This window comes from Oligella ureolytica DSM 18253, assembly GCF_000373745.1.
GTDB lineage: Bacteria > Pseudomonadota > Gammaproteobacteria > Burkholderiales > Burkholderiaceae_B > Oligella > Oligella ureolytica.
Genome location: NZ_KB892300.1, coordinates 1 through 18,615 on the forward strand (window position 1 = coordinate 1; position 18,615 = coordinate 18,615).

General features: G+C 44.3%; 23 protein-coding genes. 5 read left to right on the forward strand and 18 right to left on the reverse strand.

Annotation, left to right across the window (positions count from 1 at the left end):
* From B092_RS13845 to B092_RS0106440, 4 genes are all read left to right on the forward strand, one after another.
* Positions 1 to 228, forward strand: a 228-nt coding sequence (locus B092_RS13845) for an integrase core domain-containing protein (protein WP_018574429.1), incomplete at its 5' end; no start/stop codon positions are given.
* Positions 229 to 537: 309 nt separating this feature from the next.
* Positions 538 to 1,245: a helix-turn-helix domain-containing protein gene (locus tag B092_RS0106430; protein ID WP_018574431.1), complete on the forward strand. Its 708-nt coding sequence runs from the start codon at positions 538 to 540 to the stop codon at positions 1,243 to 1,245.
* A 108-nt stretch (positions 1,246 to 1,353) separates the two neighbouring features.
* The gene (locus B092_RS0106435) at positions 1,354 to 2,268 is read left to right on the forward strand and encodes a DMT family transporter (RefSeq protein ID WP_018574432.1); all 915 of its coding nucleotides are present in this window, start codon (positions 1,354 to 1,356) and stop codon (positions 2,266 to 2,268) included.
* An 82-nt stretch (positions 2,269 to 2,350) separates the two neighbouring features.
* Complete coding sequence (locus tag B092_RS0106440; RefSeq protein ID WP_018574433.1) at positions 2,351 to 3,547, forward strand: PQQ-dependent sugar dehydrogenase; 1,197 nt, start codon at positions 2,351 to 2,353, stop codon at positions 3,545 to 3,547.
* Between the two features lie 102 nt (positions 3,548 to 3,649).
* Here the strand turns inward: B092_RS0106440 and B092_RS0106445 are convergent, their stop codons facing one another.
* From B092_RS0106445 to B092_RS0106455, 3 genes are all read right to left on the reverse strand, one after another.
* Positions 3,650 to 5,644, reverse strand: a complete 1,995-nt coding sequence (locus tag B092_RS0106445; RefSeq protein ID WP_018574434.1) for a TonB-dependent copper receptor — start codon at positions 5,642 to 5,644, stop codon at positions 3,650 to 3,652.
* 100 nt (positions 5,645 to 5,744) lie between these two features.
* Positions 5,745 to 6,275 carry a response regulator transcription factor gene (locus B092_RS0106450; protein WP_018574435.1) on the reverse strand — a complete coding sequence of 177 codons (531 nt, stop codon included), beginning with the start codon at positions 6,273 to 6,275 and terminating at the stop codon, positions 5,745 to 5,747.
* A gap of 3 nt (positions 6,276 to 6,278) precedes the next feature.
* On the reverse strand, positions 6,279 to 7,607 hold the full coding sequence (locus B092_RS0106455) for an ATP-binding protein (RefSeq protein WP_018574436.1): 1,329 nt from the start codon (positions 7,605 to 7,607) through the stop codon (positions 6,279 to 6,281).
* Positions 7,608 to 7,769: 162 nt separating this feature from the next.
* Here B092_RS0106455 and B092_RS0106460 point away from each other — a divergent pair, with 162 nt between their 5' ends.
* Positions 7,770 to 8,030 carry a DUF2789 domain-containing protein gene (locus tag B092_RS0106460; protein ID WP_018574437.1) on the forward strand — a complete coding sequence of 87 codons (261 nt, stop codon included), beginning with the start codon at positions 7,770 to 7,772 and terminating at the stop codon, positions 8,028 to 8,030.
* 66 nt (positions 8,031 to 8,096) lie between these two features.
* Here the strand turns inward: B092_RS0106460 and fabI are convergent, their stop codons facing one another.
* The 15 genes from fabI to cadR form a co-directional block, all read right to left on the reverse strand.
* Positions 8,097 to 8,852 (reverse strand): enoyl-ACP reductase FabI, encoded by a 756-nt coding sequence (gene fabI, locus B092_RS0106465; protein WP_018574438.1) that lies wholly within the window; start codon positions 8,850 to 8,852, stop codon positions 8,097 to 8,099.
* 209 nt (positions 8,853 to 9,061) lie between these two features.
* Positions 9,062 to 9,337 (reverse strand): 30S ribosomal protein S17, encoded by a 276-nt coding sequence (gene rpsQ / locus B092_RS0106470; RefSeq protein WP_018574439.1) that lies wholly within the window; start codon positions 9,335 to 9,337, stop codon positions 9,062 to 9,064.
* 1 nt (position 9,338) lies between these two features.
* Positions 9,339 to 9,530, reverse strand: a complete 192-nt coding sequence (gene rpmC, locus B092_RS0106475) for a 50S ribosomal protein L29 (RefSeq protein WP_018574440.1) — start codon at positions 9,528 to 9,530, stop codon at positions 9,339 to 9,341.
* Between the two features lie 9 nt (positions 9,531 to 9,539).
* Positions 9,540 to 9,953, reverse strand: a complete 414-nt coding sequence (gene rplP, locus B092_RS0106480; RefSeq protein ID WP_018574441.1) for a 50S ribosomal protein L16 — start codon at positions 9,951 to 9,953, stop codon at positions 9,540 to 9,542.
* 2 nt (positions 9,954 to 9,955) lie between these two features.
* On the reverse strand, positions 9,956 to 10,744 hold the full coding sequence (gene rpsC, locus B092_RS0106485; protein ID WP_018574442.1) for a 30S ribosomal protein S3: 789 nt from the start codon (positions 10,742 to 10,744) through the stop codon (positions 9,956 to 9,958).
* A gap of 9 nt (positions 10,745 to 10,753) precedes the next feature.
* Positions 10,754 to 11,083, reverse strand: a complete 330-nt coding sequence (gene rplV, locus B092_RS0106490) for a 50S ribosomal protein L22 (protein ID WP_018026679.1) — start codon at positions 11,081 to 11,083, stop codon at positions 10,754 to 10,756.
* Positions 11,084 to 11,086: 3 nt separating this feature from the next.
* Positions 11,087 to 11,362, reverse strand: coding sequence for a 30S ribosomal protein S19 (gene rpsS, locus B092_RS0106495; RefSeq protein ID WP_018574443.1), 276 nt, complete (start codon positions 11,360 to 11,362; stop codon positions 11,087 to 11,089).
* A gap of 13 nt (positions 11,363 to 11,375) precedes the next feature.
* On the reverse strand, positions 11,376 to 12,203 hold the full coding sequence (gene rplB, locus B092_RS0106500; protein WP_018574444.1) for a 50S ribosomal protein L2: 828 nt from the start codon (positions 12,201 to 12,203) through the stop codon (positions 11,376 to 11,378).
* A gap of 1 nt (position 12,204) precedes the next feature.
* A complete protein-coding gene (gene rplW, locus B092_RS0106505) occupies positions 12,205 to 12,510 on the reverse strand; it encodes a 50S ribosomal protein L23 (RefSeq protein ID WP_018574445.1) in 306 nt (101 codons plus the stop codon).
* The gene (gene rplD / locus B092_RS0106510; protein ID WP_018574446.1) at positions 12,507 to 13,130 is read right to left on the reverse strand and encodes a 50S ribosomal protein L4; all 624 of its coding nucleotides are present in this window, start codon (positions 13,128 to 13,130) and stop codon (positions 12,507 to 12,509) included. Before rplD ends, rplW begins: the two co-directional genes overlap by 4 nt.
* Positions 13,130 to 13,819 (reverse strand): 50S ribosomal protein L3, encoded by a 690-nt coding sequence (gene rplC / locus B092_RS0106515; protein ID WP_018574447.1) that lies wholly within the window; start codon positions 13,817 to 13,819, stop codon positions 13,130 to 13,132. The genes rplD and rplC overlap by 1 nt, the downstream gene beginning before the upstream one ends.
* A gap of 363 nt (positions 13,820 to 14,182) precedes the next feature.
* Positions 14,183 to 15,559 carry a DNA recombination protein RmuC gene (gene rmuC, locus B092_RS0106520; RefSeq protein WP_018574448.1) on the reverse strand — a complete coding sequence of 459 codons (1,377 nt, stop codon included), beginning with the start codon at positions 15,557 to 15,559 and terminating at the stop codon, positions 14,183 to 14,185.
* Between the two features lie 6 nt (positions 15,560 to 15,565).
* Positions 15,566 to 17,284: a SulP family inorganic anion transporter gene (locus B092_RS0106525; RefSeq protein WP_018574449.1), complete on the reverse strand. Its 1,719-nt coding sequence runs from the start codon at positions 17,282 to 17,284 to the stop codon at positions 15,566 to 15,568.
* Positions 17,285 to 17,495: 211 nt separating this feature from the next.
* Positions 17,496 to 17,999: a PepSY domain-containing protein gene (locus B092_RS0106530; protein WP_018574450.1), complete on the reverse strand. Its 504-nt coding sequence runs from the start codon at positions 17,997 to 17,999 to the stop codon at positions 17,496 to 17,498.
* A 128-nt stretch (positions 18,000 to 18,127) separates the two neighbouring features.
* Positions 18,128 to 18,529: a Cd(II)/Pb(II)-responsive transcriptional regulator gene (gene cadR, locus B092_RS0106535; protein ID WP_018574451.1), complete on the reverse strand. Its 402-nt coding sequence runs from the start codon at positions 18,527 to 18,529 to the stop codon at positions 18,128 to 18,130.
* Positions 18,530 to 18,615 lie beyond the last annotated feature (86 nt).

The following is an 18,615-nucleotide window of genomic DNA, read 5'->3' on the forward strand; positions in this document are numbered from 1 at the left end:
CCCGGCAATCCACAACAAAACGCCTATGTCGAGCGCTATAATCGGACAGTACGTTATGACTGGTTAACCCAGAATCTCTTTGATAGTCTAGAAGAAGTTCAGCACGGAGCCACTGCTTGGCTCTGGACTTACAATAACGAACGCCCCAACATGGCATTAGGTGGCATCACACCGAGGCAAAAATTACATCAACATAAATTAAATCATTCTACTGCCAACTGCTGTTAAAAATGGGGGGATTACCCTGCAACTCGCTTACCGGAATCATTAAGCGGCTGATAAATATAATTTGCAGCAAACCAAGCTTTTTGAAAATCAATTTCATTACTCATTGCTATTCATCCCTAACGTTATTTATAGTCATTAGAGCAATAGTTTTTGACTTTTTGATGACTAAATTATGACTATTTTTTGACTAGTCAACATTCATCAATTCACATGAAAGAAGAAGGATTTAACAGAAGAGGATACAATGATGATCTTAGTTAACACATACAATCCTGCCAATTAGAAATCCCTAGAGTCTAGTTAAAAAACATGCAAGGCAGTTTATCCATACGCTCTTATAGCACTAAGCCAACAATTCATGCTCATGATTTTTATCAGTTGGTCCTGCCACTCAGAGGCGTCATCTCTATCCAAGTAGGATTGTTTGATGGGAAAGTTGCACCCGGCGAATGCGTGATCGTTAAAAAACAAGAAGAACACCTCTTTACAGCCAACCCGGAAGCTCGCTTTGTTGTAGCTGATATGGTGAGCGTGCCGGACAATATTGCAGCTTATCAGGAGGTTGTTTTTGCCGTCAAAAAACCGCTGACACGCTATCTTCACTTTATCGAGGCACAGCTGGAATTACAGGTGAATGCCGTGTTAGAAAAAGCCATGTTCGACACATTTTATTATCTGCTGGCCGAACATACTTTATTGCCTAAATTAGATAAGCGTATCGCCAATACCATTGATTATATTGAAGGTAATTTACAGGAAAGGCTGACTATTGACACCTTGGCACGTACTGCTAACCTAAGTAATACGCAGTTCAAAGTACTATTCAAACAACAAACCGGCCTGACCCCCATGCACTATGTGAATAAGGCTCGCATTGCAAAAGCGCAGGCACTACTGAGCCACACGGACTACCCCTTGAAACTCATTGGTGAAATGGTGGGCTACACTGACTTATCCTCTTTTAGTCGTCGATTTACCCAGATTGTTGGTCTGCCTCCCAGTCAATTCAAACAGTAAGCTCCGTCTTTGCAATCATCAAAACCGTCCTTTTTGTCAAACATAGCACCCTAAAAAAGACTAGTATATAGATTCATTTTTATTTACCTTAAAAAAGTCTAGTTAATTATGTTGCATGAAGGTGTTAAAGGACTGCTGGCCATCATCATCGCCAGTTTATTATGGGGCACAACCGGCGTGACTGCCAGCTACACCACCGATCTTAGTCCACTGGCTATTGGTGGCTTTACCATGGGGGTGGGTGCTATCTGGCTATCATTAGCCGCACGCAAAAGCTTGGCAGAAGATTACGCCATACTCCGACAGCATCTAGCGCTGGTGCTCGTGGGTACACTATGCGTGGTGATTTATCCCTTGGCGTTTTATTCCTCCATGTTCTTTGCCGGTGTCGCGATAGGAACCATGGTATCTATTGCCAGTGCGCCTTTATTTGCAGCGATTGTAGAGCGTCTTTTTAGCAAAAAACCGATATCAATACAGTGGTTTATCAGCTTTTTATTAGGGGCATTGGGGATGATGTTTCTTGCACTGGGTAAAGCACCGATAGATGCAAACATTGACAGTAATCACCTGATGCAGGTTATTGGCATTGTCTTGGGGTTAGTCGCCGGTTTAACCTATGCCGGTTATTCATGGGTCGCAAAGCAACTGATTGACCTCGGGGCTAATTCTAAATCTGCCATCGCCATACAGTTTGCCTGTGCCGCTCTATGTCTTTTACCCTCTCTATGGTTCACAGGAGATAACCTTTTTACTAACCAAAAAAACTTATCCATTGTTTTTTATATGGCAACGGTTCCGATGTTTTTTGGTTATCTACTGTTTAGTTATGGCTTACGAACCATCAGCGCCAGTAACGCCACCTTAATCACACTCATTGAACCCTTATTTGCCACCTTACTCGCTATCCTCCTCGTGGGAGAAAAATTACTGGGTATCGGCTGGTTAGGGATGGTGCTTATCTGCTTATGCTTACTGGTACAATCAATTAATGTTCAGGCCATTCGTCAGCAGTTCAGCTAGTTAAGAATCGACTGTTCGTCATGGTTGGCGATCTCTTACTCACCGGCTGTTAATCCGGCTCACACGCAACGGCGGTCTTACCATGAAGAAACTGTTTAGCTACCTCGCTTGTATAAGCTGCTTAAGCCTAAGTTCACAAATCCTGGCACAGGATTTTAACGCCCGTGCGCCAAACGCTCCTCAACAAGAACCCGCCTTTGCGCATCAGACTCGCGCGCCTGTGTTGCCGGATGACTATCAATTACAGGTTGAGACCATCGTAAGCGAACTTGAACATCCTTGGGGCATGGTGCAGCTACCAAATGCCTCATGGCTAATTACCGAACGCCCCGGACGGCTACGTTTAGTCAATACAGACGGGCAGCTCTCAGCGCCCATCAGCGGTCTGCCGGCGGTAGATGCCCGCGGTCAAGGTGGCCTACTGGATATCATGATTAAGGATGATTTTGAGAACACTCGCCGAATTTGGTGGAGCTACGCTGAACCACGTGACAATGGGACCAATGCTACTGCTGTGGCGACCGGTATCCTCTCTGACGATTATCGGCAAGTAACTGATGTTCAGGTAATTTTTCAACAAACTCCTCCTTGGCGATCAACCGCACATTTTGGTTCTCGCTTAGTCTTTGATACAGACGGTATGCTATTTATCACGACCGGCGATCGCTATCAGGCCAGCTCTCTGGCTCAAGATATCAGCACCCATATTGGCAAGGTCTTACGCATCAACCCACAAGGCGGAGCAGCCCCTGGCAATCCCGCACTTCACGGTGAAGGTGGACAACCCGAAATCTGGTCCTATGGACATCGTAACGTTCAAGCAGCAGCACTCGCCACCGATGGCCGTCTTTGGACGGTAGAACATGGCGCGCGTGGCGGTGATGAATTAAATCAGCCGCAAGCCGGCCTTAACTACGGTTGGCCAATTATCACTTACGGTGTCGATTACTCAGGACGTACGATAGGCGATGGACTAACTGCTCATAAGGATATGGAACAGCCTGTGTACTTTTGGGATCCGGTGATTGCACCCAGTGGAATGGCCTTCTACCACGGTGAGCTTTTTGCCGACTGGCAAGGGGATTTATTGATTGGCGGACTGGCGAGTCAATCATTAATTCGCCTAAGACTTAAAGACGGTGAGGTCATTGGTGAAGCACGCTATCTTCAGCGCGAGCAAGGTCGTATTCGTGATGTGGCGATTGCACAAGACGGCGCAATCATGCTTTTAATTGATGATCCAAATGGCAAATTATTGCGAGTGATACCTCAGGAGTAAGCGCTGCTAACACCTGCCTTTTATCAAAAAAAGCCCTAAATGTCCTGAGGTCTTGAGAATGAAAAAGTGGACAAATAGGGCATAAAACAATTCATTTTTCAGTTAAAAAGTACCTTCAAGACGCAGCCAAAACTGACGACCCGGCTCATTTAACTGTTGCCCCAGCACCGGATTATACCCTGCAATATCTGCCGCTCCTTTACTGATAAACTCACGATACGTTTTATCAAAAATATTATCCACACCACCACTTAGGCTAAGACGATCATTTACGCGATAAGATACATTGGCTGAAAATACGCTAAAGCCATTACTAGGCCCTGTATCAGTACCAACAATATTTCCCTGCCCTTCGGCATAGCGACTTTGTTTGGCAACATTTCTCATTGAAAAGTTAGCAGATAAAACCCCATCATCATAGCCAATATAGCTATTCGCCTCTAAGGGTGGCGTTTGACCCAATGCTCGGTCATCCGTACGGTTCTGACCATGGGTATAAGCAATGGAAGTGCCAATATGCCAATTAGGCACAAACTCATAATGAATCTCTCCCTCAAAACCATATCGGCGAGCTCGAATATTACGCGCTCGATCACCATCAATCAAAATAAAGTTTTCTAATTGACTGGCAAATAAGGTCAAAGAGGCTTCAATTCCTTGATTACGATAAATAACCCCCAAATCAATTTCATGATTGGTCTCCGGTTTAATATGCCAACCCTCTACTTTATCGCGCTCCCAAAAATCCGGCGCACGTTGTGCCATACCATAACCGGCAAATAGGGTAACATTATTAATATCATGCTCATAACGCAAAAAGCCGGCACCGGTCTGATAGGTTTTTTTCATCAAATCCGGGTGACTTTGATTGAGCCCCGTACCTTTACCCATTTCAGTAAAATACTTAGCCGTTGTATGGTCGTAGCGTAAGCCGCCAATCAGGCGTTCTGAGTCATTAAGGCGCCAAGTCGTCTCCGCAAAAATACCAATTTGTTCAAATTTCTGATTTTCTTTACGTTCAGCTTGCTTGTAGCGATCTGCCATCATGCGAGTCATACCCATACCATTACGTCCACGATGGGTATCATGCATATAATCCACACCAAGTTGGGTACTGGTATTGCCAAAGTCCAAGGTCGCTTTAAGGCGTGCAGTTTGGGTACGACGATCAGGGTTCATTGCCATATACATCATCGCTGTCTTTTCTCGGTGGCTATAGTTATCCATCACATGGTCCACATAGCTATAACCATAACTAACACTTAGCTCCGAAAGCCAAGTATTAATATTGCGCTTTTCTGCACGTAAACTAAAAGCATCTCTATCAAACAACGAGCCATCCATCCCTCGATCACCATACGCTGCCCATCCTCTGGAGCGTTGGTAAGCAAACTCAATCACACTGTTAGGATCGGGTGTAATTCCCAAAGCAACTTGCTGAGACTGTCGTTGATAAGCCGAATGCACGCGATTTCCATCACCATCTTTATAGTCTTTCGAGGTATTACGAACGGCATTGGCATGAATATAACCCCATTTCATACCGGCAGTAAAAGAACCATAACCATCAAAACGGTTAAAACTACCCACCGTTGCACTGCCATTACCTTCTATGGTTGGCTCATCAAAATAGTACGGTTTACGATTAAACTGAACGGACCCGGCAATTTGCCCCGGACCGGCAACCACTGTTTGCGGACCTTTAGTTAAAATAACCTCATCGTAGGTTTCCGGAAAAATATACGCAGTCGGTGGGTCCATGCGACTCGGACAACCACCAAAGAACTGACTGTCGTTAGAATAAATCCCTAAACGCGAACCACCTAAACCGCGAAATAATGGATCCCCAGACATACCACCTTTCCTAACAACACTCATATTCGGTATTGACTTTAAAAGCCCGGCACCATCAGTAGCAGGCATAGGCTGAAAGGCTTGTTTAGGATTCAAATAAACCTTATTAGGCTCGGTAGTCGGCGCAACAAGGACCACTAAATCATCTAATTTCTGAATGATGGGTTCCTCATCGTGTGCCATCACAACGCCTGCATAAGCAGAAAACAATGCTAAAGCAAGCCTTTTTCTAGGAAATAGCATTAATGATCTCCTCAATTTACTATTTAATTGAAGAAATTATCGTTCATTCATGCTTTTTTGAACATGCGACATATCGTCGCAGTCTATATTTAGAGAACCTTTAATGTTTTGCTGGGCGCTTATTCAGCATACGTTGCAAAGTGCGACGATGCATTCCTAAATCTCTTGCTGTCGCAGAGATATTACCGTTATTTTTACTCAGCTGAAATTGAATATGCTCCCATGTCATGCGCTTTAAAGATGGGGTATTAAAGGCCTCCTCTTTGATTTCTTCTAACAACTCACCCGCAAAAGCCTCTAATATCTGTTCAACTGTCGCCGGCTTAGGTAAGTAATTCGTTGCCCCTATCTTAATGGCATTAACAGCCGTCGCAATACTCGCGTAACCCGTCAAAATCAAAATGTTGGTTTCCGGATAGCGTTCTAAAAGCCGTGGCAATAAATGCATGCCACTTTCTTGCTCGAGATTTAGGTCAAGGATAATTCCGGCATAGGTATTTTCTTTGATGAGCGCTTCATGACTATTAGCCGCCCAGTCAAGTAGCAAGTTATGGCGGGCAAATCCTCGTACCATCAGTGAAGCAAAGATTTCATTATCATCAATCAATAAATACTGCTGTTCTGTTGACATTCCTTATTGCTCCTCACTATCCACCAATTGCAAAGGTAAGCGAATATAAGCCCGTACACCACCTTTACTCTGATTGCTTAGTTCTAAACTGCCGCCTAAATGTGAAAGACTGGCATGCGCCAAACGCACCCCCAATCCCAAACCAAAAGGCTTATCGGAGTCAATTATATCCAGCCCAGCCTGAGCTAATTGCTTCTCACTTAAATGCCCTTCATGATTATAGATCGTTAAATGAAACTCATTGTCACCCGTTACCACCGACTGTAGCTCTATCCCTTTCTCACCGGCATCAGCCGCATTATTCAAAATATTAAACAAGGCATACCAAAAACTTTCATGCAAAATCACGTGATAATCTTTTTGACCGTTAGGATCACGCACCCACTGATAATGTACATCCGGCCGTAAATTACGCCAATGCGCTAAACGCTCCTTGAGTTCCTCATATAAATACACTTGCTGCTCTTTAGGAGGTCTTATCTGTTTTAAACGTGTCAGACTATTCTTACATTGCGCCAGCTGAGTGGCTATCAAACTCACATCGGCTTGTGCTGAAGCAGGCAAATCGCTCATATTCTGCAACTCCTCATAAATCAGCTCAAGATTATTTAAAGGTGTTGATAACTCATGGGCTAATCCCGCCATCTGCATACCCATCACAAGCCAATATTCATCTTCCTGTTGTCGCTGATAAGCTTGCTGCAAACGCATTTCATGACTGCGTACCGTTTGTACTAAACCGGAAATCCACATCATGGCTAATAGCGCTGAAAAAGAAAAAGTAACCCACATGCCGATTAAATGAATCAACATTGAATTATCATGATGAGCATGACCAGCTAATTCATGCTCAAAAAGGCTAAACGGGCGATAGTAAAAGAAAAGAAGTAAATAACAAAGAATAATAATCGTCGTTAAAATACGGGCAAAACGTGGCGAACAAAATAATGCGGCATTAATTACCGGCAATATATACAATACCGTCAGTGGATTATTTGCTCCTCCCGTAAAGTAAATTAGCTCTGTCAGAAGTATGCTATCTACTATTAAGCTAAAGCGCATCAACACAGCAGGAGCGTAATACCTACTTCCTACATAATGCAAAAATGCACTTAATAAAACCATCGAAAAAGCAATTTGTAATAGAATCAGTATTGGAAAATTATCATGATTACCTGTCAGCATTGAATAGATAATCACCAAAAATAAAATCAAGCTCATACCTAAACGAGCATAAGGCATCAGACTGAGTTGCTGTCCTTGACGTGATAGAAAGGCAAGTAGCTTTCGCTGAGCATGAGATCGATGTAATGATGTTTGCTTAATCGTCATAAAAATTTTAGTGCAGTCGGTACTCTTTATACGCGCTTAAATGGTTTAATCCTAGCACTGTCTACTACAGAAGTGACTAGAAATCCCTTAATAGACATCTTACTCTGCTTAAGCTAATCTATTCCTATCGGATGACATCTTATAATTACTAAGGAGACTCTTATGACTACCGTTCCTCGTATGACTAATCTTTTTTTGCAACTTGGCTTAGATGCGAGCGAAGAGGCGATTGCCGAGTTCATTGGTTCACACCAGTTACCGGCTGATGTTCATATTGTTGATGCACCTTTTTGGACAGAGGGTCAGCGCCAATTTATCGCTGAAAAATTAGAAATCGACGGCACTTGGACAACCATCGTTGATCAGCTTAATGAATCACTTCACGAAGACTCCGTAAAGCAACAGACGCTCCAAGACAAGTGATTACTCATCTTAAAGCCGGCGCTGCTAAAAACAGCAGGCCGGACTTTTATCTTATGGTAGTAACTTTTAGTTAAGGATATTAAATCCACCATCTACATAAACATTGCCACCAGTTATTGCTCGTGAACCATCACTCGCTAAAAACACACTTAACGGTCCAACATCATCAATATCAACGGCCCCCATCGGTGCACGCTGTGCATTTTCCTCAACAAGTGCATCAAAACTGGCAATCCCTGACGCAGCGCGAGTCATAATCGTTCCGGGAGAAATCACATTGACTCGGATACCCTGTTCACCCAACTCATAAGCAAGATAGCGTACTGTAGACTCTAAGGCTGCTTTGACGGGCCCCATAATACCGTAATTAGGGACAACCTCCTGCCCCCCTAGGTAACTCATCGTCATCAAGCTACCACCGTCTTTCATCAAAGGCTCAGCCAAGCGTGCCATTCGTATGAAAGAATGACAAGAAATATCCATCGCCTGCAAAAAACCCTCTAATGAGCTATCAACGACCCGTCCGTGAAGATCTGCTTTGGGTGCAAACGCAATTGAATGAAGTAAGAAGTCAAGCTTGCCCCAACGCTGGGTAACTTCCTCAAACAAAGCTTCCAGCTGTGATTCATTACTCACTTCGAGAGGCAACTGAATCTCAGCATTGACCGACTGCAACAAAGGCTCTACATAAGGTCTTGCCTTATCGTTGAGCCAAGTGCCTCCCAATGTTGCGCCTGCTTCATGCATGGCTCTGGCACATGCCCAAGCAATACTATTGTCATTGCTAATACCAAGAACTAAACCTTTCTTCCCTTTTAACACATCCAATCCTTTTATAAACAGACAAAAGAAGCACTATGCTCTTTACCACCTAGTCAGTAATTTAAGCAATTCTGCACCGTGTATATGACGATACGATGATTTTAAAGTAAAAGGGTTACATGAATACAAAAAACCCAAACCATCATAAGACAGTTTGGGTTTTTGGCTGTGAAATAACAGCGTTAAATTAGCGTTAACTAACTACGTAATTAAATTACGCGAGCAGCTTCAACTAATCTAACTGCGGTCCAAGACTTATCTTTAGAGATAGGACGGCCCTCTGCAATTTCAACGATATCGCCTTCGTTGTACTGGTTATTTTCGTCGTGCGCTTTGTACTTCTTAGAGCGGCTAACGATTTTACCGTAAAGTGGGTGCTTAACATGGCGCTCAACGCTAACAACAATGGTTTTTTCCATTTTGTTGCTAACCACTTTACCTACCAAGGTACGCTGGCGTTTCTCTGTCGTTTGAGTTTCGCTCATATTAGTTACCTGCCTTTTCGGTTAAGATAGTGCGTACACGTGCAATATCGCGACGTACTTTAGACAACTGGCTTGAATCAGCTAATTGCTGTGTAGCGTGTTGCATACGCAAGTTAAATTGTGCCTTTAATAAGGACTCGAGCTCATTATGAAGCTCGGCCACGTCTTTTTCACGTAATTCAGATGCTTTCATAAAAACCTCTTAAACAATTTGACGTGTAACGAAGGTGGTAGAAATAGGCAACTTAGCTGCTGCTAAGCGGAATGCCTCACGTGCTAACTCTTCGCTTACACCATCCATTTCATATAAAACTTTACCCGGTTGGATTTCGGCAACCCAGAACTCAGGGTTACCCTTACCACTACCCATACGAACCTCAGCAGGTTTCTGAGAAATTGGTTTGTCCGGGAAAATACGGATCCATACACGACCGCCACGTTTAATGTGACGAGTCATCGCACGACGAGCAGCCTCAATCTGACGAGCAGTTAGACGGCCACGACCTGTAGCTTTAAGACCGAAATCACCGAAGTTAACCTGAGTACCACGAGTGGCTAAACCGGTATTACGACCTTTGTGCTCTTTACGATACTTTCTGCGAGCTGGTGATAACATAATTACTCTCCTTTAGCCTCAGTAGTCGCTTCAGCAGCTTGCTGACCGGCAGCAGCTGGACGACGGCGACGACGACGGCTGTCTGGACGATCAGCGCGAGGACGACGACGTGAACGACGATCATCTTCTTTAGAAGCGGCTAACTCAGGTGGTAATTCGCCGTTAGGCAATAAATCACCACGATAAACCCATACTTTGATACCAATAATACCGTAGGTAGTTTCGGCTTCAGATGTTGCGTAGTCGATGATAGCGCGTAGCGTGTGTAAAGGAACACGGCCTTCGCGGTACCATTCAGTACGAGCAATCTCAATACCGTTTAAACGACCTGAAGAGGCAATACGAATACCCTTAGCACCTGCACGCATTGCGTTAGAGATCGCGCGCTTCATTGCACGACGGAACTGAATACGCTTTTCTAATTGCTGAGCGATAGAATCAGCAACTAACTGTGCATCAATTTCAGGCTTACGAATCTCTTCGATACCTACGTGTACAGGTACACTCATTAATCTTTGTAAATCGGCATTTAGTTGAGCGATATCATCACCGCCCTTACCAATTACGACACCTGGACGTGCAGTGTGAATCGTGATACGCGCAGTTTTAGCAGGGCGCTCGATCACAACACGACCAACTGAAGCGTTTTTAAGTTTACGCTTCAAGTATTCACGTACTTTTACGTCTTCGTGTAATAAAGTACCGAAATCCTTATCGTCGGCATACCAACGAGAATTCCAGTTACGAGTTACAGCGAGACGGAACCCGGTAGGGTGTACTTTCTGACCCATTGTGACTCCTTAAACGCCGACTTTGACCACAATGTGGCAAGTCTGCTTCTCGATACGATTACCACGGCCCTTGGCACGTGCTCTAAAACGCTTCATTGACTGAGCTTTGTCAACGTAAATTGTTTTTACGATTAACTCATCAATATCAGCACCGTCATTGTGCTCAGCGTTAGCAATTGCTGACTCTAGAGCTTTTTTGATGATGCCGGCGGCTTTTTTCGGTGTGAACGTCAAAATATTCAACGCTTGCTCAACTGATTTACCACGGATTAAGTCCGCTACAAGACGAGTCTTTTGCGCTGAGATATGTGCGTTACGAACAATAGCTGTTGTTTCCATCACTTACCTCTTAGACTTCTTATCCGCTGCATGACCTTTGTAGGTACGTGTTTGCGCGAATTCACCTAATTTGTGACCGACCATGTTCTCATTAACATAAACAGGAACGTGTTGGCGACCGTTGTGTACAGCAATCGTTAAACCTACGAAATCAGGTAAGATTGTTGAACTACGAGACCAAGTTTTGATCGGCTTCTTATCCTTGCCTTCAGTAGCGGCCTCAACCTTTTTCATAAGGGAAGCTTCTACGAAAGGGCCTTTTTTAATTGAACGTGACATATATTATTGCCCCTTATTTACGCTTACGACGTGAGACGATCATGTTGTCAGTACGCTTATTGCTACGGGTTCTGTAACCCTTAGTAGGCGTACCCCATGGGCTCACTGGCTCACGACCTTCACCGGTCTTACCTTCACCACCACCGTGTGGGTGATCGATCGGGTTCATCGCCACACCGCGAACGGTAGGACGAATACCGCGCCAACGCATAGCACCGGCTTTACCATAGTTCTGAAGGCTGTGCTCGCTATTACCTACTTCACCGATAGTCGCACGACAATCGATATGTACACGGCGAACTTCACCGGAACGTAGACGAACCTGAGCGTAAATACCTTCACGTGCCATTAATACTGCAGATGCACCTGCAGAACGGGCAATTTGACCACCCTTACCTGGCAACATTTCAATGTTATGGATGTGTGAACCGATTGGAATGTTACGGATTGGCATAGCATTACCGATGCGGATAGGCACCTCAACACCAGACTCAATCTGTGCACCAACAGCTAACTTCTTAGGAGCAAGAATATAACGACGCTCACCATCTGCATACACAACTAAAGCAATGTGCGCAGTACGATTTGGGTCATACTCTAAACGCTCAACTTTTGCTGGAATACCATCTTTATTACGACGGAAGTCAATAATACGATAATGAGCTTTATGACCACCCCCACGGTGACGAACCGTGATGCGACCATAGTGGTTACGACCTGAGCCACGCTTTTTAGGCTCTAATAAAGGAGCATATGGTGCGCCTTTGTGAAGGTCGGGATTAACCACCTTAACCATGCCACGACGGGCTGGTGACATAGATTTAATTTTTACTAATGCCATCTTAGTTCACCTCCGAAAAGTCAAGTTCTTGACCTTTTTTGAGTGATACATAAGCGATACGGACAGTCTTACGACGACCGGTAGAACGACCCGAACGCTTTACTTTACCTTTACGGTTTAAAACTGATACTGAGTCAACTTCAACCTCAAATAACAGCTCAACTGCTGCTTTAATCTCCGGCTTAGTTGCATCTGGAGCAACACGCAAAGCAATCTGTGGTTGATCTGCAGATGATTCAGCAATAAAAGTTGCTTTCTCAGTAATCACCGGAGCCAGAATGACTTGCATTAAACGTTCTGCTTTCATCCTAAGATCTCCTCAAATTGTGCAATTGCAGCTTTTGTGATCAACACGTTCTTGTAGTGAATCAAAGAAAGTGGATCGGCGTAGCTGGTTTCAACAACAGCAACACCCGGCAGATTGCGAGTAGCTAAATATGTGTTTTCGTCTAGTTCATCAGTGATCACTAAAACTGAATCTAACATACCCATAGCTTTTAATTTGCTAGCGGCAATTTTAGTTTTTGGTGCTTCAAAGCTGAATGACTCAACAACAGAGATACGATCTTCACGAGCTAATTGTGACAAGATAGAACGGATACCGGCACGGTACATCTTCTTGTTTACTTTTTGGCTGAAATTCTCGTCAGGCTTGTTAGGGAACGTACGACCACCCCCACGCCATAAAGGAGAACCTGCAGCACCAGCACGTGCACGGCCGGTACCTTTTTGGCGCCATGGCTTACGAGTGCTGTACTTAACTTCTGAACGATCTTTTTGTGCACGGTTACCGCTACGAGCATTGGCTTGATAAGCCACGACGATTTGGTGAACTAGTGCTTCATTAAAATCACGACCAAAAATGGTCTCCGGTGCGCTAACAGTACCGTCAGCAGCGCCTTGTGCATTTAGGAGCTTAAGTTCCATTATTTGGCTCCTTTAACAGTCATTTTGATTGCAGGACGCACTACGATATTGCCATTTTTATGGCCGGGAACAGCGCCCTTAACCATAATAAGACCACGCTCAGCATCAACGCGAACGATATCTAAATTCTGTACAGTGCGAGTTACATCACCCATGTGACCAGCCATGCGCTTACCTGGGAAAACACGACCCGGGTCTTGACACATACCGGTTGAACCTGGTGCACGGTGAGAGATTGAGTTACCGTGAGAGGCACGCTGTGCGCTAAAGTTGTGACGCTTAATAGCACCTTGGAAACCCTTACCGATGGTTGTACCTTGTACATCCACCTTTTGACCGGCTTCAAATAAGTTGGCAACAGATAGCTCAGCGCCAGCTTCAAATTCAGCTGCTTTGGCAGGATCCAAACGGAACTCTTTAAGAATAGAACCAGCTTCGGTACCGGCTTTGGCATAATGACCTGCTAAAGGCTTAGTCACACGGCTAGCGCGACGCTCGCCAAATGCAACCTGAATAGCAGTGTAGCCATCAGTCTCAACGGACTTAACTTGAGTCACTCGGTTACCAGATACGTCCAGTACAGTTACTGGAATAGCATCACCGTCATCGGTGAAAATACGCATCATGCCAACCTTACGACCGACTAGTCCTAGCCGATGAGCGGCAGGCGTTGTTGTCGAATTTGACATTTTATTACTCCATTCCTCACTACGATTGGTGAGGGCTAACATTTATTATGAGGGGTAAATATCTTGCTTTTTAGTGATCACAACCAATTCAAAACAAATAATCCTGCTACAGATCAAAACCCGCAGAAAAGACTAAGTGATACTCGGAACTGGCTAGACGAAAACTTAGAGAACTCGCAATATATTTGCACTAACTAATAAGCTATTGTGCTGCATTCGACATTTTAATCAAGCTTTTTGATTTAAAAAAAAGCTCAAAGAAAAACATAAAGCACAACATAACGGATGCCTTTTTATTAGCTAGCCCGTAAATATACCATAAATTATCAATAAACCCAAGGACTTAAACTGCTTTTGTTGTTTTTATTCGCTCTCTTGATTCAAACTACTGGGCAGCTCTGTTTTTAATTCTAATTCTCTTAACTCGGGCATCTCTTTTGAGGCCTTAGCGCTCAGGCGATTAAAGCGCTCGAGCTTGGTTGTCACCCCTTGTTGACCGGCAAAAGAACGGACTACCTGGTTAAATTGACGGGTCGAGGTATCTAATGTTTGGCCCAGCTTAACCATATGTTGAGCCACTAGCGCTGCCTGATTATAAATTGCCATAGCCTCATCTCCCAAAGCCAGCGCCTGCTCATGACTATCGCTTCGCATCCACAAATACGACACCGTCTTTAGCAAAGGTAATAAGGTGGTTGGTGACGTCAAAATGACATTTTTATTGTAAGCATAGTGATAAAGCGTATCATCTGCCTTTAAAGCCGCTATAAATGCTGCCTCTATCGGCATAAAAAGCAACACAAAACCGGGGGTGTTTAAACCGGAAAGTTGGCTGTAATTTTTTGCACTCAGATCATCAATGTGATTACGCACGGCCCGCACATGGCGTGATAGATGACGCTGAGCTTGCTCCTCATCATCCGCTGCGCTTATCGCTGCCTGATAATCCACTAAAGACACCTTGCTATCAACGATAATCTCTTTATCATCCGGCAAATACAACAACAAATCCGGCAGCATTCTTTGCCCGTCCTCCGTCCTAAAGGCCACCTGCGTTTTATAATGCCTATCTTTTTCTAAGCCGGCTTGCTGTAAAGCCAACTCTAACTGCAACTCACCCCAATTACCCAGCGCTTTTTTATCGCCTTTTAAAGCACGGGTTAAGGCTTGCGCTTCTTCACCAATTTGCAGACCCGCACTCAATAGCTGCTTAATCTGCTCAGAAATTACGCTATTGCCCTGCAATGATTGCCCATGCAATTCATTAATCCGCTGCTGGAAATAATCAAGACGCTCTCTAAAGGGCTTTAAGACCTGCTCTAAAGACCCCTGATTACGCTCCAGTAACAGCTGACTTTTTTCATCTAAAAAACGCTTTGACAGCAACTCAAAATGACGACTCAGCTCCTGTAACTGCTGCTCAGTCTGTTGCTCCTGTTGCTCTTTATGTTGCTGTTGTAAATTCAATTGAGTTGACAATGCAATTAGCTGCTTATCCAAGTGATCTTTTTCATCATCCAACTGCTTTAGCTCTAACTCCAGCTCCCGGATCTCAGCTTCGCGCCGATCCGTATCTTCCTGCTGAGCCGCCAACTGCCACTCGGCCAAGCGACGCTCTGAGCGCGCTCCCAGCAACAGAAAATACATGATAAAAAATATAATTAGGCTTGGCACGAGACCAAGCCCTAACAATTGATACGCAGACCATTCTGCGATAATGTTTTCAAACCACTGCATCATAAAAACTTACTTTGTTGTCCCAACCCCTTCTGCTTCCTGCTTATGCTGTAAAGCAGCTAGGGCTTTTTGCACTTCTTGTACACTATCAAATACTTGGCTCGGACCCAGCTCTCGTAACCACTCTGTACGCCACAAAATGTTCTTAGGTTGCGCTCTTAAACCATAAACAAAGATAGGAACACCACGCTCCTGATACACATGAAGCATTTCCTTAAGAGCATGTACACCAGATGAGTCCACGTATATGATGCCTGAAAAGTCCAATACTAAGGCCTTAGTTGCCATGGGGTTGAGTAATTTTTCTGTCAATGTAACAGAACCGAAAAACACGGAACCCACCAAACGATATGAACGAATACCTTCTTTATCCTCAAGCTCAGGCAGCTCCTGCTTCTCAGCGACTGTTAACGCTGAAATACGGTAAATAAAGGTAAAGCACGCCAGCACAATACCCACCTGCACTGCGACCGTCAGACTGACCATCACTGTCAAGAAAAATACGGACAGCAGCGTAAACGCATAAGTCGGTCGATACGTTCGGAGTCGTCCGAACTCACGCCAAGAACCCATATTCCACGCTACGGACATCAAGATCGCAGACAACGCCGCTAAAGGAATATACTGCGCCAATGGCGCTGCGATCAATACAACCACCAAGAGCGCTAAGGCATGAATCATACCGGCGATGGGACTCGTTGCCCCGTTTTTAATATTTGTGACTGTACGAGCGATGGTACCGGTAGCCGGCATACCACCAAAGAAAGGCACCACCATATTAGCAAAGCCCTGAGCCAACAGCTCCTGATTAGGATCATGCTTATCTTTGATCATATTATCGGCCACACGGGCACACAATAAAGACTCTATCGCCCCCAGCACAGCTAAGGTAATTGCCGGCATCATCAAATTGCCCATCAAACCAAAGCTAAAGGCCGGAGCCGTAAACTCCGGCAAACCTTGAGGGATACCGCCAAAGCGACTACCAATCGTCTCCACCTGCAAATCTAAACCCAAGACCAAAAGGACACCAATGATCAGTGCCACAATAGAACCGGGGATATGCGATAAAAAATGCATCATTTGCGGTAAAAAATGACTGCTTTGCTTATTTCTCAAAAACCGAGCACTTGCCTGCAGGCCGAGCTGCCACAAAAAAACCACCAATAAGCAGACCAATGCCACGAATAAGGCCTGAAGATTCATCTGTGGCAAAGCCCGCCACAGCGTCTGTATCATCGGAAAAAAATCAGCAGGCACATCTTGCACCGGCAAACCAAAGAAATCCTTAATCTGCGACAAGCCAATTAGGACTGCAATACCATTGGTAAAACCAATAATCACAGCCACCGGAATAAACTCCACTAAGCCGCCAAGCCGCAGAAAACCCATCAGCCACAGCAACACACCAGACATCAAGGTCGCAAGCAACAAGCCCTCAACACCGTATTGCTGAACAATGCCATACACAATGACAATAAAAGCACCGGCAGGCCCGCCCACCTGCACCCGAGAGCCGCTAAATAACGAGATAAGTAAACCGCCGATAATAGCGGTAAAGAGTCCGGCCTCCGGTTTGAGACCCGATGCAATCGCAAAGGCCATGGCCAAAGGCAAAGCAACCACGCTTACCGTCAGTCCGGCACCAAGATCTTGAAAGAAACGATGAGAGGAATAGCCGTTTTTAAGCTCATAGATTTTTGGATTAAAACGCATTGTAAACTTCATCCTACCTCTCTACAAAAAAAACGAATTAAACATAATCAGGGCAACCGCGTACCCTCATCGAACTAGTTTTAGTTTAAATCAAATTAAACTTAAGCGATAGATAATACATTATAGTACAGCGATTTAAATGCTTTCCACTCAAAAAAACAGACCCCTAAGGGCCTGTTTTAAAAAACTAATCTACATGCATTACTAATGCATTGATGATTGATTAATCGTCACGTTTAATGGTCAGAATACTGCCATCCTTGGCGTCGATCTTAACCTCATACTGGGTATTTTTTCTGATCGTTTCGATTTCGTAATAGCTATCTCTGTTGCCGCGATTTTTTAACTCAGCAGATTTGGTTTTGGCTTGAGTTTCACGTTCCGCTGCCAAAATGGCTTGCTGTAAGCTAATGCCGACATCATAGAGACCCTTACGCTCTCGATCTCTATCCGTTTCCACTACCTTACCGGAATCCGCATTAATCCGCAGCTCATACTCTTTATCACTCGTATGGATTTCTACCTCATAGTAGCCACGACCATCATCTTCATCAAACTCCAGCTCGACGGCCTGACCCTTTACTCTATCCTTTGCGATGACAATCGCTTGTGCAGCATCAATTTTACTTCTCTGCATCGCATTCCAATCACCAGCCATGGCTACCAAACTGGTAACACTCATTGCTGCAGCTAAAAAAGCTAACGCTGTATTTTTTATCATTTGCATCTATTTCTCCCTAGGTGACTCATATCACCGATCAAGACCTGAGAATCTGAACTTTTATTATAAAGTATTGTGGTCCGGAAAATTATTTCATTTAGCAATAAAGCATTGATAAAGATAACAAATGAAGATTACAACTCGACCCTCTCCAACTCATGCAAAATGCCGCATTCTTTGGCTGTTTTGACTTCTCCGCAATGACTTCTAATATGACCTAACTCCTCTGATAACGCTCGAAGTTCAGCAATTCTTCTTTGCACATCAACCAAATGATGATCGATTAAATCATTTACTGACGCACAGCTCTGGTTCGGCTCCTCTCTAGCAATCAACAACACACGAATTTCTTCGTGAGTCATTTCTAACGCACGGCACCGACGAATAAAAATCAAATGCTCTAAATGCTTAGTTTGGTACTCGCGGTAGTTATTTTGTAGACTCCGCGGTGCCTGAGGTAACAATCCCTCACGCTCATAATAACGAATCGTCTCGACGGAGCAATCCGCTAATTTAGCCAATTCACCTATTTTCATGATCACTCTCAGAAACTCTTGACCCTGTAGCTACTATAGGGCTTCTAATAAGTATAAGTCAAATAATCATTTATTTTGGATACACT